Below are 14,273 nucleotides of genomic sequence, written 5' to 3'. Positions count from 1 at the left end.
CAGCCGCCTGCTCCCCGACCGAGCATGCGGCTGGTGCGTGACTGGGCATGGCGCACGGCACTGGGCGCTGCACCCGCTGCGGTTATGCCCGAACCCGCTTCCAAAGCCACCGAAGGCACCTTACGCGACAGCGGAAGATAGAAGGGCGTAGCCGTCCGGCTACTCCGCGCGTTCGCGCTTGTTCAACCTGGCCAGATAGTCGTTGTAGGCATCGAGTTCCGCGTCGCCGGTGCCGCCCGTCCGGGCGGCGATGGCGTCGGCGCGGCGATCCGCGCGGCGGGCCTTGCGGTCGTCGTCCCGCCACCACTGGAAGGCCAGCGCGAGCAGCACGATCAGCGTCGGAATCTCACCGAAGCCCCAGGCGATGGCACCGCCGGTCCGCTGGTCGGCGATCGAGGAGACACCCCAGGTGCGGCCGAGCTGGTCGTACCAGTCACTGGCGAGCACGGTTCCCATGCTCATCAGGGCGATGCCGAAGAACGCGTGGAACGGCATCGTGACGAACAGCAGTATCAGCTTGGCGAAGTGGGGCAGCTTGTGAGGGGCCGGATCCACACCGATGATCACCCAGAAGAACAGGCAGCCGCTGATCAGGAAGTGCATCGTCATGGCGATGTGGCCAAGGTGCTCCTCCATCGCGGCGGTGAACAGCGGGGTGAAGTACAGCGCGTAGGTGGAAACGATGAAGATCGCGGTGGCGATCGCGGGGTGAGCGACGAACCGGACGAACCTGCTGTGCAGGATCGTGGTCAGCCACTCGCGCGGGCCGCGGTCGCCTCGGCGGACGGCGGGCTTGAGAGCACGCAGCGCCAGGGTGACGGGAGCGCCGAGCACCAGGAAGATCGGCACCAGCATGGAGAGCGTCATGTGCTCGGCCATGTGCACGCTGAAGAGCACCTTGGCGTAGCGGGAGACGCCGCTCTGGGTGGCGACGAGCAGGATCAGCAGGCCGGTGAACCACGCCGCGGTGCGGCCCCGGGACCAGGAGTCGCCGCGCCGCGTGAGCCGTACGACTCCGGCGAGGTAGAAACCGCCGAGCAGGGCGACCAGGATGCCGAAGAACAGGTCGAACCACCACAGCGAGACCAGGTTCGCCGGAGAGATCTCCGGCGGCACGGGGTAGCCGAGCAGCTCGAAGGCCCGGTCAGGCGGGAGGACCACGGGAGGCGGGGCGGTGCGGGCGAGAGCGACGGCCAGCCCGACCGTCGCGAACATGAGGAGGATCTCCCAGGACGCGAACCGGACGAACGCGGCGGGCCCGCCGGAGGGAAGCTGGGGCAGGGTCCGCTTCCTGTGCCACCAGCCGACGACGCCGAGCGCCGCGAACGCGGCGGTCTTGGCCAGCAGCAGCAGGCCGTAGGCGGAGGTGAAGAGAACGGAGATCGAGGTGAGCCTGGCGATGACACTGAACAGGCCTGACAGCCCCACGGCGATGAAGCACCACAGCGCCATCGAGGAGAACCGGGTGGCGGCGACCTCCAGGTGCGGCTGCCCGCGCAACGCGTGGGCGCAGAGCACGGCGAGCCCGCCCACCCAGAGCGCGAGGACCGTCAGGTGCACGGCGACGCCGGTGGTGGCCAGGTCGTGGTTGGGTGAGGAGGACGAGTGCCCGGTCAGCGCGGGAGGGAGCAGGGTGATCAGAGCGAGCACCAGCAGGCCGCCGGCCGCGCCCGCGGTGATCGCCCCGCGGGCGAACAGCGCGATCGCCACCGCGAACAGCACGACCAGGGTGAGGGCGATGCCCTGGGAGACCTGGCTGGCGTAACTGGTCAGCTCGTTGCCGCCGAGCACCTCGGCGACGGGCAGGCCGAGCGCGTCCGACAGGCTGAACACCATCGTCACCGCCGCCGCGCCCGCCCAGACGAGCGCGAGCCATGAGGCGGCCTTGGCGTAGGCGAGGGCGGGCTTGCCCAGCAGGCCCTTGTCGCTGGGGAGGAAGACCGCGGCGGCCAGCAGCACACCCACGGTGAGCACGCCCGCCACTTCCATCGCCAGCTTGGCCAGGGGCAGTCCCCAGCGGGTCAGCGCGCCCTGATCGGGCAGGCCCGGAATGATGCGCGGGGTCGCGGCGCCTCCGGCGATCATGGCGATCACCAGGGCGACGACGGCCGCCGCCGCGCCCGCGAGTGCGAGCCTCGCGGTCCTGCCGGTCCCGGCCTGCCCGGCCTGTTCCGGCTTGTTCACGGCTGCTTCTTGTTCCGCATGCTGAAGAACAGGCCGATGCCGACTCCGGTCACGCCCCCGACGATCAGCCACACCCAGCCGGGCACGCCGCCCGAGGACTCCTGCTCACCCGACGCCTGGGCGGCGGAGGACGGGCTGAGCGTGGCGGCGACCGGACTCTCGGCGGGCGCCGGGGAGGTCGAGACGACCTCGGACGGCGACGGCGACGCGGAGGGCGACGGCGACTTGGAGCCGATCAGGGTGAAGGGGATCTCGCCCTCGATCGGGTGCCCGTCGGAGGAGACCACGCGATAGGCGATGACGTATTCGCCCGGCGGCAGGTCGCCCTTGAGTTTCTGGGTCACCACCTCACCGTCCAAGACGGGCTTGCCGTCCTGATAGGCGGTGTTGTCCGCGGTGTGCACGACGACGTTCGGGAAGCGCACCTTGGAGCTGAACGTCAGCTTCACCTCCTTCAAGCTCTCGACCTTGGCGCCCTTGGCAGGGTTGCTGCTCTTGAGGGTGTCGTGGGCGAGAGCCGGCGAGGCGAAGGCCGTACCGAGGACGAGGGCGGCGAGAAACGCGAGAGCGGCCGCGAAAGAAGAAGTCTTCATGGCAACCCCAAGGCTACCGACGCCACCACGCGGTCCCGACCTCCCGTCCCGATCTACAATCCCACGCAAGCCAGCGCCCGCTGGTAGGCGTCGACGCTGCGTGCCGGCTCGTCGACGCGCTCCAGAACCTGCGCCGCGGTCAGCCACGAGTGGGCGGTGTGCCGGGTGACCGGAAGGCGCTCCAGCGACTCCGCCACCCCCCGCAGCTCGCCCAGGGCCTGCTCCCGCCTGCCCAGCTCCGCGAGGGCCTGACCGAACACGAGCCGAGCCTCCGCGTGGAGGGCCTCGGGCATTCCGTCGAGCATGTCGCAGACGACCTGGATGCGCTCCGCGGCCCGCTCCGGATGGGCGAGCAGCAACTCCGTGCGGGCGAGGTTCATCGCACAGCGCAACTTGCCCATCGGGTTGGCGGAGCTCTCGGAGAACTCGGTCTCCACCTTCAGCAGCACGTCGCGCCAGGTGCTGGCCTCCATGGGCCGCACGATCAGCATGACCTGCGCGTAGTCGTGACGGAGCCGTGCCAGGCGGCGAGGGTCTTCATACTCGGACTGGATGGCGATGGCCCTCTCGACGTGGGGAACCCCTTCCTCGCCGTAACCGCTCTCCACGGCGACGATCGCGGCACCCCAGTGCGCCAGGGTAAGCGCCTGGGGCGTGCCGAGGAGCTCAGCGGCGGCGAGCAGCTCGGAGGAGAACTGACGGGCCCGGAGCAGGTCTCCCCGCTCGACGTAGGCGGCCAGGAGCTGGCCTCCCAGCTTCATCAGGTCGTCGGTCCAGGCAGGACGCACCGCCCCGCCCAGGATCTGCTCCACGACGTTGACCGCCTGGACCAGGTTTCCCTGCTCGCGATAGCAGCGCGAGAGCGAGACCGCGATGGCGATGTGGCGCTCGGGGGTCATCGTCGCCGACTCGTTCTGACGCAGCGTGCTCAGCAGGGTGATGGCCCCGTCCAGGTCGCCGCAGGCCTCGGTGGCCAGGGCCAGGCCGTACTCAGCGTCCTGCCGCAGCTGCGGCAGGCCCGCCAGCCCGCCGTCGGCGAGCAGCTCCGCGTAGCGGGTGCGTCCCTCGACCACTTCGCCGTTCTCCATGGCCAGCCGCGCGTAGCTGAGGTTGAGCTCGATCTCCTGCATCTGCTCGGCCGTCACCCCGTTGACGAGGTAGGTGAGGGAGCAGTCGAGCTTGTCGGCGAGGAGTTCGAGAACCGCCGGTGTCGGAGTACGCTTGCCGCTCTCTATGAGGGAGACGTAACTGTCTGACAACTCCGGATGAGCGAGCTGCGCTTGAGAAAGACCACGTTGACGGCGGACGGTCTTAATGCGCTGCCCGACCAAGTCTTGACCAGTCACGTTACCCCTTGAAAGATATCTCTGAGCAGCAAAACCAACGACAGGAGTCTCCCCCGTGCGCCGACGCCTTGCTTTGTCTGCCCTCGCCGTCTTCTTGACGGCAACGTTTGCCGCCACGAGTCATGCTACGACCGCCAGCGCCGATTCGTCTGCCCCCCTGCAGGGGACCACCCAGTCTTCTTCGGCCCTGGACTTGCTGACCACCGCAGACTGGGAATACCCGGAATAGCAAGAGGGCCGACTCTCCCGTAAGGTGAGGGACAGGCTGGCCCGATCCGCTGCCGCAGGCAGGTCCCGCCCGGTGAACCCCTCCACCGCGCGGATGCGGCGGCGGACCTTGTTGACACGAACGCGCAGACGTCCGGCGCAGGCGTTCCACGAACGAACACAGCCAGGAAACGCGCTGGACGTCTGCGCGTCACCGCAACCGATCTGGATCCACGGCAGGCGTGGAGTCTCGCTCCGTTCCCGTTTATCTCTGCCGACCGACGTAAAAACGGCGTAGCGTGAGGAAATCACACTTCAGCGCCAACCACAAGAGCAAGACACGACCTGGTTAGCGCGCTTACCGGATGAACGTGATGATCCGCCAGATAGGTCCCAGCGATTCGGTTGCCGCCGAAGCGTAATACGGAGACCCACACCGGACGCTGAAGGACATTCGTCAAAGACGTCGCCGACAGAGCGTCCATGGCGCCCGACGGCTTTCCCGGTTCATGGACGGGTCACGGCTCCCGCTTCGGCACACATGTCTCTGTAACCTCATCCGCCCCACCTGAAACAGAAGTGGCTCGGATTTCGACGACGCCGCCCGCCGGAGGAGTCAACGCTTACGCCAGCTTCACGGCCGGGACTTCAAGGCGGGGGAGGCGATCATCACCCCTGAACGCGGAGCCCTCACCTTCCGAAGCCCGAGGCAAGAGGCTCCCATGCCGGCGGCTGCTCGACACCATCCCCGCGCCCGCTTCGGACAGGCAGGAAGGCGGCGGGTACCAGATCGGCCCTCGGTGGCCATCCACCCGAAAAGGAAATCCGGCAACCAGTCCTGACTCCAATAAGAAAACACTGAATGGACTACCGTCAATACACTGTAAATACACCGATCATTCGCGGGACGCGAGCTAATGACTTGAGCCGGAAACCGGGTAGCGTTATCCTCTCAAGACTCTTTTGACAGCGCTTAGGACGGACTGGGGTCGATGACATTTGAGGATCACCACTCGGCGTTTCTGATACTCGGCAGCCTGGCAGTTCGCAACGCCAATAACGAAACCATCCACATCCAGCGGCTCAAACATCGCCAACTGCTGGCGGCGCTCCTGCTCAGGGCCAACACCCCCACACCCGTGGAACACCTGATAGAGGCACTGTGGGACGACGCGCCCCCGCCCTCCGCGGAGCAAAACATCAAGACCTACATTCACGCATTGCGTAAACTGTTGTCTCCCGGCGATCCTCGCTCCGCGCCGATAGAGACACAGACAAACGCATACCTCATCACCGCCGGCCCGGAAGACCTCGACCTGCTGGCCTTCCAAGAACGCCTCCAGCAAGGCCGGCAGGCCTCCTGGCACAACGAGCCGCAAACCGCCTACCACTACTTCACCCAAGCCCTTGGGCTGTGGCGCGGCGAGACCCTGTCGAACGCCAAGGGCAGCCGGCCCCTGAATGACGCCGCCACCCGTCTGACCCAGGAACACCTGGCCCTGCTGGAGGAAACCGCAGAGATCGGACTCAGCCTGGCCCGCTACGACGAGGTCGTCTCCGCCCTGCGCGCCCCCGCCACCACCTACCCCTCCCGCGAACGGCTATGGGGACAACTCATGCTGGGCCTGTACGGGACCGGAGACCGCCCCGCAGCGCTGGAGGCCTACCAGCGACTCAGAAAAGCCCTCAGAGAAGAAACCGGGCTGGACCCCAGCCAGCCGATCCAAGACCTTCACCAACGCATCCTCACCTCCAGTAACCTCCCCGACCCAACATCACGACCAGGATCGGCGCATCTCACCCAAACCAGCCGGAGCACGCCTGTCCCCCGCCAGTTGCCGCGCGATCCCACCGACTTCGTCGGACGCGTAGAAGAGCTGGTCCAGCTGAGAGCACTGCTGTGCCCCTGGGACGGCAGCCGCCCCCACCATGTCATCGCGATCACCGGACCACCCGGAGCCGGCAAGTCCACCCTGGCCATCCGCGCCGCCCACCAGGCCCGCAACCACTTCCCTGGCGGACACCTGTACGCCAACCTGTACGGCGCCACACCAGGCATCAAACAACTCGAACCCCTCGACGTCCTCGGCAGATTCCTCCGCGATCTCGGCACGCCCCCCTACGCCATCCCCACCAACCTCGACGAAGCCACCTCCCTATGGCGCAGCCTGCTTGACGGCAAAAATGTTCTTATCGTGCTGGACGATGCCACCGACCCGGCCCAGGTCCGCCCGCTGCTGTCGGTCCCCAGGGGGAACACGGTCCTGGTGACCAGCCGGAGCACCTTTGTCCTCGTCGACGACTGCGTTCATGTGCAGATCGGCAGAATGCGCCGTGTAGAAGCCTCCGCCATGCTCGCGAAACTGGCCGGGGCCGAGCGCATCGCCGCAAACACCTGGGCGACCACGCGTCTGATCGAGCTCTGCGGCAGCCTGCCTTTGGCCGTGGGCATCGCCGGAGCCCGGCTGGCCAGCCGCCCCCAATGGGACGTGGCCGACCTGGTGGAACGCCTGCAAGACGAACGACGACGACTCCACGAACTGGAAATGGGCGATCTCGCGGTCCGTTCCAGCCTGGCGGTCAGCTACGACCTGCTCGCCGCCAGCGACCACCCCCTCGACCGAACAGCCGCCCGCGCACTGCGCGCCCTCGGCGTGCTCCAGGTAGCCGACGTGACCTCACACATCGTCGCCGCCCTCCTGGACGCTCCCGCCGACATGGCCGAACGCGCCATGGAACGCCTGGTCGACGCCCACCTCGCGGAAACCAACGAAACCGGAAGATACCGACTACACGACCTGATCCGCCTGTTCGCCAGCGAACAAGCCGTGCGACAACAGACACAGGAAGCCCGCAATGCCGCACTGGACCGGGCGCTGAGCTGCTACGTCGCGACCACCCGCCTGGCCGTGAAACTCGCCGGCTACCCCCGCACCGTGCTGACAGAGGTCGACATCAACGCGAACCCGATCCCACTCGCCTCGAAGGAAGAGGCCCACCAGTGGCTGGATCGGGAACAGGCCAACCTCCTAGCCGCCGCCTCCCAGGCAATGGCCGCCCCCGAACAGCAAACCGCCCGCCTTGGCGTCGCCCTCACCTGCTCGCTCTTCTGGCACCTCCACCACGCCAACCTCCACATGCATATCCTCTCGAGTAGCCGGCAATGTCTCACAGTCGGGCAGCGGCTGGATGATCGTGGTATCCAAGCAAACGCACACAGTCATATGGCCCGAGCTCTCAGCTTGGCCCACCGCTCCGAGGAAGCCATGCCTCACCTTCACAAGCAGTTGGCCCTCTGCCGAGAACTGTCTGATCTACATGGCGAGCAAAGAGCGCTGGGTGCCCTGGCCCGTGATTACCTGGAACTAAACCAGTATGAGGAAGCCATCACCTGCGCCGAAGCGCAGTGGAAGGCCGCCAAGGCAATCGGGCACAAATCGGGTGAGCACTTCGCGGCCACCGTGATCGGTGCGGCGTATCGTGGCCTGCGCCAGTTCGATCGAGCGCTGGCGGTGCTGGGTGAGGCCCTGGACCAGACCCGCAGAGACGGCAACGTCTACCAGGAAACCAGCGTGCGCGAGAACCTCGGCGAGGTCCATCTTGACCTGGGAGATCCCGCGTCGGCCAAAACCTGGTATGAAACTGCCCTGGCCTGCGCTGATGCCGCGAAGGTGAGCGTCGCCGAGCCGTACCTCCTGCTCGGCCTCGCCCGCTCCTGCCGTCTCCTCGGCCAGATCGACCAGGCCGCAACCTACCTCGCGCGCTCCATCACAACCGCACGGGCAACCGGAAACGAGGCCTTGAGGAAGCAACTGGCAGAGGAAGAGGACCTCCTGTCCGCTCGCGGAGAGCCAATGGCGGCTCTCGGCGAGGTCATGACGCCCTGAGGGCCAGGAACAGGTCGACCCGGTCCGCCATCGTCGACAGATCCCGTCCGGTGAGCTCCTCCACCCGGCGGATGCGGTAGCGGACCGTGTTGACATGGACGTGCAGGCGTTCGGCGCAGGCGTTCCAGGAACCGACGCACTCAAGGAACGTACCGAGCGTCCGCACCAGGTCGGACTGGTGCCGCCGGTCGTAGTCGAGCAGCGGATCCAGCGTCCTCGCGGCGAACGATCGCCGCACGTCGTCGGGGACCGTGGCCAGCAGCAGCGCGTGCGTGTAGATCTCGTCGCTGGTCACGACGCCCCCGCCGCGCGCCTCGGCCAGTCTCCGCGCGTGACCCGCCTCCTCCGCGCCGCCCCGGATCGCCGACGAGCCGGTCAGCGAGGCGCTCACCCCGATCGACACCCGTGTCCCGGGCAGCCCCGCCGTCAGCGCCCGCGCACCGGCCCGCAGCGTCTCGGCCAGCTCGCCCGCCGTACCGGCCAGCGGCACCAGCGCCACCGCCCCCTCGGCGCCCGCCGCGGCCACCACCCTGGGGTGCAACAGCTCTTCCAGGACCTGGCCGCCGAGCGTCGCCGGATCCGGTCCCCGGGCCGCCCCGGCCCGGATGACGGTCGCGTTGACCACGGCGTACGGCTCGGCCAGGCCGATTCCGCAGGTCCGCAGCCCGGCATTGAGTTCGGCCGGATCTCTCCCCCCGGAGACGGCCAGTGCGATCAGCTGTCCGGCGAGGCGGCGCTCGACCCTCCTGCCCTCCTCCGTCCTGGTCCGCTCCAGCGCGACGCAGGCCGCCAGCTCGAAGCCCAGGTCGGCCTCGCCGAGCAGGTCGCCGCCGCAGACCAGGGCCCAGCTCGCGGCGCGGTGCTCGCGGCCCACGCCGAAGAGGGTGAAGGTCCCCGCCGGGGTGCGGACCGCGTGCGGCAGCCGGGGCGCGGTCAGATACTCGTGCGCCAGCCGTACGGCGTCGGCCTGGTCCAGGGTGCCGGCGATCACCGTGCCGGTGGCCGAGATGACCGCGCCGGTCATCGCGAGCTCGCCCTCCATGAGCGCGAACAGCTCCGGCAGGCCGGCGCCCTCGGCGACCGCCGCGACGATCCTCCGGTGGCGGCCGAGGGCGTCGCGCAGCTCGGCGAGGCGAGGAGTGATCATCTCCGCGATGGTCCGGAAGGAGACCTCGACGGGAACCTCCAGAAGCGGCAGGCCATGGGCCCGGCAGGCTTGGACCAGGTCGTCGGGCACGGCGCCGAGCCATGCCCGGCCGGCGCCGAGCGCGGCCACCCCCGCCTTGGCGAGGCGGGCCACGAACCGTTCGGAGTCCGCGGGCTCGTTGCGCCACATGAGCCCGGAGAGCACCAGTTCTCCGCCCGACAGATAGCGTCCGGGATCGGGCAGGTCGGTGATCTGCACACCGGTGAAGTCACGATCCAGATGCTCTTCGCCCACCAGCAGGGTGAGCCGGAGCTCTTCAATCCCGACCAGGTCACGTATGCGCATAGTTGGATAAAACTACAAGAGCCGCCGACACGCCTGTCACGCGTTTCGTCGTGTCCGCCCTATTCCCCTCTGACCTGGGCTGATGTACTGCTGTGGTGAGCAGCATCGAGACTCGGCAGAGCCAGGGCGTCGGCGAGAGCGTGCTGCGTCCCGACGGGACGCTCAAGGTGACGGGCGAGTTCGCCTACTCCTCCGATCTGTACCTCGCGGACATGATCTGGGGGGTGACCCTGCGCAGTCCTCACCCATCGGCGTGGATCCGCTCCATCGACATCGGCCCCGCGCTGGCCATGCCCGGTGTGCTGGCGGTGCTCACCCACGAGGACGTGCCGGGCGAGAAGTTCTACGGCCTGGAGCACAGGGACCAGCCGGTGCTGGCCGTCGACCAGGTCCGCTACCAGGGGGAGCCGGTCGCGCTGGTCGCCGCCGACCATCCTGAGCGGGCCAGGCGGGCGGCCGAGGCGATCGTCGTGGAGTACGAGCCTCGGGAGGCGGTCACCGACCCGCGCCGGGCCGCCTTCGACGCCTCCTGCCCGACGGTCCACGACCACGGCAACGTGCTGCGCCACCAGCCGGTCCGGGTCGGCTCCGATTTCGAGGCCCCCGTCGTGGTCACCGGGGAGTACGAGGTCGGCATGCAGGACCAGGCCTTCCTCGGGCCGGAGTCGGGTCTGGCCGTGCCGGCCGAGGACGGCGGGGTGGACCTGTTCGTCGCGACCCAGTGGCTGCACGTGGACCGCGGCCAGATCGCGCCGTGCCTCGGCCTGCCCGAGGAGAAGGTACGGCTGTCGCTGGCCGGGGTGGGCGGCGCGTTCGGCGCGCGCGAGGACCTGTCCATGCAGGTTCACGCGTGCATGCTGGCGCTGCGCACGGGCCGCCCCGTGAAGATCGTCTACAACCGCGAGGAGTCGTTCTTCGGTCACGTTCACCGGCATCCGGCCTGGATGCGCTACGAGCACGGCGCGACCCCCGAGGGCAGGCTGCTCTACGTCAAGGCGGAGATCCTGCTCGACGGCGGCGCCTACTGCTCCTCCTCCCCCGCCGTGGTGGGCAACGCCGCCTCACTCGGGGTGGGCCCGTACGAGGTGGACAACATCTGGATCGACGCCTACGGCGTCTACACCAACAACCCGCCCTGCGGCGCCATGCGCGGCTTCGGCGCGGTCCAGGCCTGCTTCGCCTACGAGTCGCAGATGGACAGGCTCGCCGAGGCGTGCGGCATCTCCCCCGTCGAGGTTCGCATCCGCAACGCGGTCTCCCAGGGCTCCAGGCTGGCCACCGGCCAGGTGATCGACTCTCCCGCACCGCTGGCCGGCATGCTCCGCGAACTCGCCGCGATGCCGCTTCCGGCCGCCGCGGGATCGGACCTGCTGGACATGCCCGGCGGCGTCTCGCAGACCACCCACGGCGAGGGGGTACGGCGCGGCGTGGGGTACGGCGTGGGCATCAAGAACATCTGCTTCTCCGAGGGCTTCGACGACTACTCCACCGCCAGGGTCAGGGTGGAGCTGCTCGGCGGCGAGCCGCATGTCCTGGTGCACACCGCGGCGGCCGAGGTGGGTCAGGGCCTGGTGACGATCCAGGAGCAGATCGCCAGGACTGAGCTCGGCATCGACCAGGTGACGGTCGCCCAGGCCGACACGGCGGTGGGCTCGGCCGGGTCCTCGTCGGCCTCCCGCCAGTCCTACGTCACCGGCGGCGCGGTCAAGGCGGCCTGCGAAGCCGTACGGAAGCGGCTGGACGACCTGCGGGCCGACGGGTCGACGCTGGTGGAGGCGCTGGAGCGGGCCGGCGCCGTCGAGGAGACCAGGGAGTATCGCCACCGGCCGACCTTCCCGATGGATCCGGTCACCGGGCAGGGCGACTCCCACACCCAGCTCGCCCTGTGCGTGCACCGGGCGGTGGTGGACGTGGACGTGGAACTGGGCCTGGTCAAGGTGGTGGAGCTGGCGGCGGTCCAGGACGTGGGCAAGGTGCTGAACCCGCTCGCGCTGGAGGGACAGATCCACGGCGGCTCGGCGCAGGGGCTGGGCCTGGCGCTGATGGAGGAGATCCAGGTCGTAGACGGACGGGTGCTCAACCCCTCCTTCACCGACTACCTGATCCCCACCGTTCTCGACATGCCGCCCATGCGCGTGTCGATCCTGGAGAACCCCGACCCGCACGCCCCCTACGGCCTGCGAGGCGCGGGCGAGCCCCCCACGCTGTCCTCCACCCCCGCCGTGGTCGCCGCCGTGCGGGCCGCGACCGGCCTGCCGCTCTCCCGCGTGCCGATCCGCCCCCATGACATCGCGCTGAGCGGGTAGGAAACGGTCATCCCCCGTGCGAGGGGGGAGCTATGGATCGGTTCTTCGAGCTGTCGGCGCGGAGCTCGACGGTCGCCCAGGAGATCAGGGGTGGCCTCACCACGTTCATGGCCATGGCTTACATCATCCTGCTGAACCCGATCATCATCGGCGGGGCCACCGATGTCACCGGGGCGAAGCTGTCGGTCCCGCAGCTCACCACGTCGACCATCATCGCCGCGGCGGTGAGCACGATCCTCATGGGACTGGTGGGCAACGCGCCTTTCGGCGTTGCGGCGGGGCTGGGCCTGAACGTGGTGGTCGCCTACCAGGCCGCGCCGCACATGACCTGGGCCCAGGCGATGGGACTGGTCGTCCTGGAGGGGCTGCTGATCGTGGTGCTGGCGGTCTCCGGGCTGCGCCGCCTCATCATGGACTCCATCCCGCTCGCCCTGAAACACGCGATCAGCGTGGGAATCGGCATGTTCATCGCGCTGATCGGGCTGGTGGACGCCGGGTTCGTCGGGAGGGGGACGGGGGCGCCGGTGCAGCTGGGCAGGACCGGTCACCTGACGGGCTGGCCGGTCGCGGTGTTCTCCTTCGGCCTGTTGCTGATGATCGTGCTTTTCGTGCGCAGGATCCACGGGGCCATCCTGATCAGCATCGTGATCACCGCCGTGCTGGCGATCGCGGTCAATTCGGTCACGAAGATCAATCCAGCGGACTGGGGCATCGTGGTGCCCCGCGTGCCGGAGGCGGTGGTGTCCCCGCCGGACTTCGGACTGGTCGGCCAGGTGGACCTGTTCGGCGGATTCACCCGCGCCGGGATCGTGACCGCGACGATCGTGCTGTTCACGCTGGTGCTGTCGGGGTTCTTCGACGCGATGGGCACCATCATCGGGGTGAGCGACGAGGCGGGCCTGGTGAACGTAGAGGGCCAGGTGCCCCGGCTGGGGGCCATCCTCACCGTCGACGGCGTGGCCGGAGCGATCGGCGGGTTCTGCAGCTCCTCGGCGAACACGGTCTTCGTCGAGTCGGCGGCCGGGGTCGGCGAGGGGGCCAGGACCGGCCTGTCCGCCCTGGTCACCGGCGCCATGTTCCTGCTGACCCTGTTCATCACCCCGCTCGCCGCGGTTGTCCCCGCCGCCGCGGCGGCTCCCGCGCTGGTGCTGGTGGGCGCGTTGATGATGACCCTGGCCAGGAACATTCCCTGGGATGACCTGGCTCTGGCCATCCCGGCGTTCCTGACGATCGCCATGATGCCGTTCACCTACAGCATCACCAACGGCGTCGGCGTGGGCGTGATCAGCTACGCGGTGGTCCTGACGGCGACCGGCCGGGTCCGCGAGGTCCCGTGGCTCCTCTGGGTGGTCACGCTGATCTTCGCGGCGTACTTCTCCATCGAGGGTCTTCAGGCACTGTTCGCCTAGGGAGCGCCACCGGGCCCCGAGGTGGGGGTGGTGAACTGCTTGCGATTGAGTGTTCATAAGTGTTGTTTAGATACCATCAGTGCTTTACGATCTTCGACGTGAACCTGACGGAATGGGCCAGAGCGCAGGGCGTCGCGCCGCGTACCGCGTACCGCTGGTTCCGTGAGGGCACGTTGCCGGTCCCCGCCGAACGAGTGGGACCGCGCACGATCCTGGTGAACATCGAGGCCAACACCGCGCCACAGAAGACCGAGGGAATCGGCCTGTATGCGCGAGTGTCCTCACAAGACCAGAAGTCCGATCTCGAGCGGCAGACCACCCGGCTGATGGAATGGGCCGCGCAGGGCGGTCACCGTGTCGTCCGGGTCGAATCCGAGATCGGCTCGGGGACGAACGGGGACCGGTCGAAGGCGAAACGGCTGCTGGCCGATCCGGCTGTGACCGTGATCGCGGTGGAGCACAAGGACCGGCTTGGCCAGGTGAACGTGGAGCTGGTCGAAGCCGCGCTGTCCGCGACCGGCCGTCGCCTGGTGGTACTGGACGACGGTGAGGTCGAGGACGATCTCGTCCGTGACATGGCCGAGATGCTGACCTCGTTCTGCGCCCGCTTGTACGGTCGCCGGTCGGCGAAGAACCGTGCCCAAAAGGCCCTGAAGGCCCTGAAGGCCGCCGAGCATGGCTGAACAGCGGAAGCCGTTGCGGCAGATCGCCCGGCCGTTCGTCGCCGACGGACCGTCGGGTGTGTCGATACGGGACCGCCTCAAGGGCCTCACGCCCGAGGACGACACCGCTCCCGCAACGAGTGGTTCCAGAAAACCCGCCGCTTAGCGATCCTGGAGACCGGCTACG

General features: G+C 68.4%; 9 protein-coding genes. 4 read left to right on the top strand and 5 right to left on the bottom strand.

The window, feature by feature from the left end; translation table 11 throughout:
• Nucleotides 1-159 precede the first annotated feature (159 nt).
• The 4 genes from ACFY2X_RS42140 to ACFY2X_RS42125 all read right to left on the bottom strand — a co-directional run bounded on the left by ACFY2X_RS42140 (nt 160) and on the right by ACFY2X_RS42125 (nt 4,642).
• Nucleotides 160-2,184 (bottom strand): cytochrome c oxidase assembly protein, encoded by a 2,025-nt coding sequence (locus ACFY2X_RS42140; protein WP_389949394.1) that lies wholly within the window; start codon nt 2,182-2,184, stop codon nt 160-162.
• Complete coding sequence (locus ACFY2X_RS42135) at nt 2,181-2,777, bottom strand: copper resistance protein CopC (protein ID WP_389949391.1); 597 nt, start codon at nt 2,775-2,777, stop codon at nt 2,181-2,183. The genes ACFY2X_RS42140 and ACFY2X_RS42135 overlap by 4 nt, the downstream gene beginning before the upstream one ends.
• A gap of 53 nt (nt 2,778-2,830) precedes the next feature.
• Nucleotides 2,831-4,123: a helix-turn-helix domain-containing protein gene (locus tag ACFY2X_RS42130; protein ID WP_389949388.1), complete on the bottom strand. Its 1,293-nt coding sequence runs from the start codon at nt 4,121-4,123 to the stop codon at nt 2,831-2,833.
• Between the two features lie 120 nt (nt 4,124-4,243).
• Nucleotides 4,244-4,642 carry a helix-turn-helix domain-containing protein gene (locus ACFY2X_RS42125; RefSeq protein ID WP_389949386.1) on the bottom strand — a complete coding sequence of 133 codons (399 nt, stop codon included), beginning with the start codon at nt 4,640-4,642 and terminating at the stop codon, nt 4,244-4,246.
• A gap of 680 nt (nt 4,643-5,322) precedes the next feature.
• On the opposite strand from ACFY2X_RS42125, the gene ACFY2X_RS42120 reads away from it, so the two are divergent.
• The gene (locus ACFY2X_RS42120; RefSeq protein ID WP_389949384.1) at nt 5,323-8,217 is read left to right on the top strand and encodes a BTAD domain-containing putative transcriptional regulator; all 2,895 of its coding nucleotides are present in this window, start codon (nt 5,323-5,325) and stop codon (nt 8,215-8,217) included.
• Here the strand turns inward: ACFY2X_RS42120 and ACFY2X_RS42115 are convergent.
• On the bottom strand, nt 8,204-9,709 hold the full coding sequence (locus ACFY2X_RS42115; RefSeq protein WP_389949381.1) for a PucR family transcriptional regulator: 1,506 nt from the start codon (nt 9,707-9,709) through the stop codon (nt 8,204-8,206). The genes ACFY2X_RS42120 and ACFY2X_RS42115 overlap by 14 nt on opposite strands.
• A 92-nt stretch (nt 9,710-9,801) precedes the next feature.
• On the opposite strand from ACFY2X_RS42115, the gene ACFY2X_RS42110 reads away from it, so the two are divergent.
• From ACFY2X_RS42110 to ACFY2X_RS42100, 3 genes are all read left to right on the top strand, one after another.
• On the top strand, nt 9,802-12,015 hold the full coding sequence (locus tag ACFY2X_RS42110; RefSeq protein ID WP_389949378.1) for a xanthine dehydrogenase family protein molybdopterin-binding subunit: 2,214 nt from the start codon (nt 9,802-9,804) through the stop codon (nt 12,013-12,015).
• A gap of 32 nt (nt 12,016-12,047) precedes the next feature.
• The gene (locus ACFY2X_RS42105) at nt 12,048-13,424 is read left to right on the top strand and encodes an NCS2 family permease (protein WP_389949375.1); all 1,377 of its coding nucleotides are present in this window, start codon (nt 12,048-12,050) and stop codon (nt 13,422-13,424) included.
• A gap of 98 nt (nt 13,425-13,522) precedes the next feature.
• Nucleotides 13,523-14,107, top strand: a complete 585-nt coding sequence (locus ACFY2X_RS42100) for an IS607 family transposase (RefSeq protein WP_389949372.1) — start codon at nt 13,523-13,525, stop codon at nt 14,105-14,107.
• The last annotated feature ends 166 nt before the right edge of the window (nt 14,108-14,273 follow it).

The sequence above is a fragment of the Streptosporangium sp. NPDC000396 genome (assembly GCF_042898655.1).
In the GTDB taxonomy this organism is placed as follows: Bacteria; Actinomycetota; Actinomycetes; order Streptosporangiales; family Streptosporangiaceae; genus Streptosporangium.
This window is presented reverse-complemented; position numbering and strand designations above follow the sequence as displayed.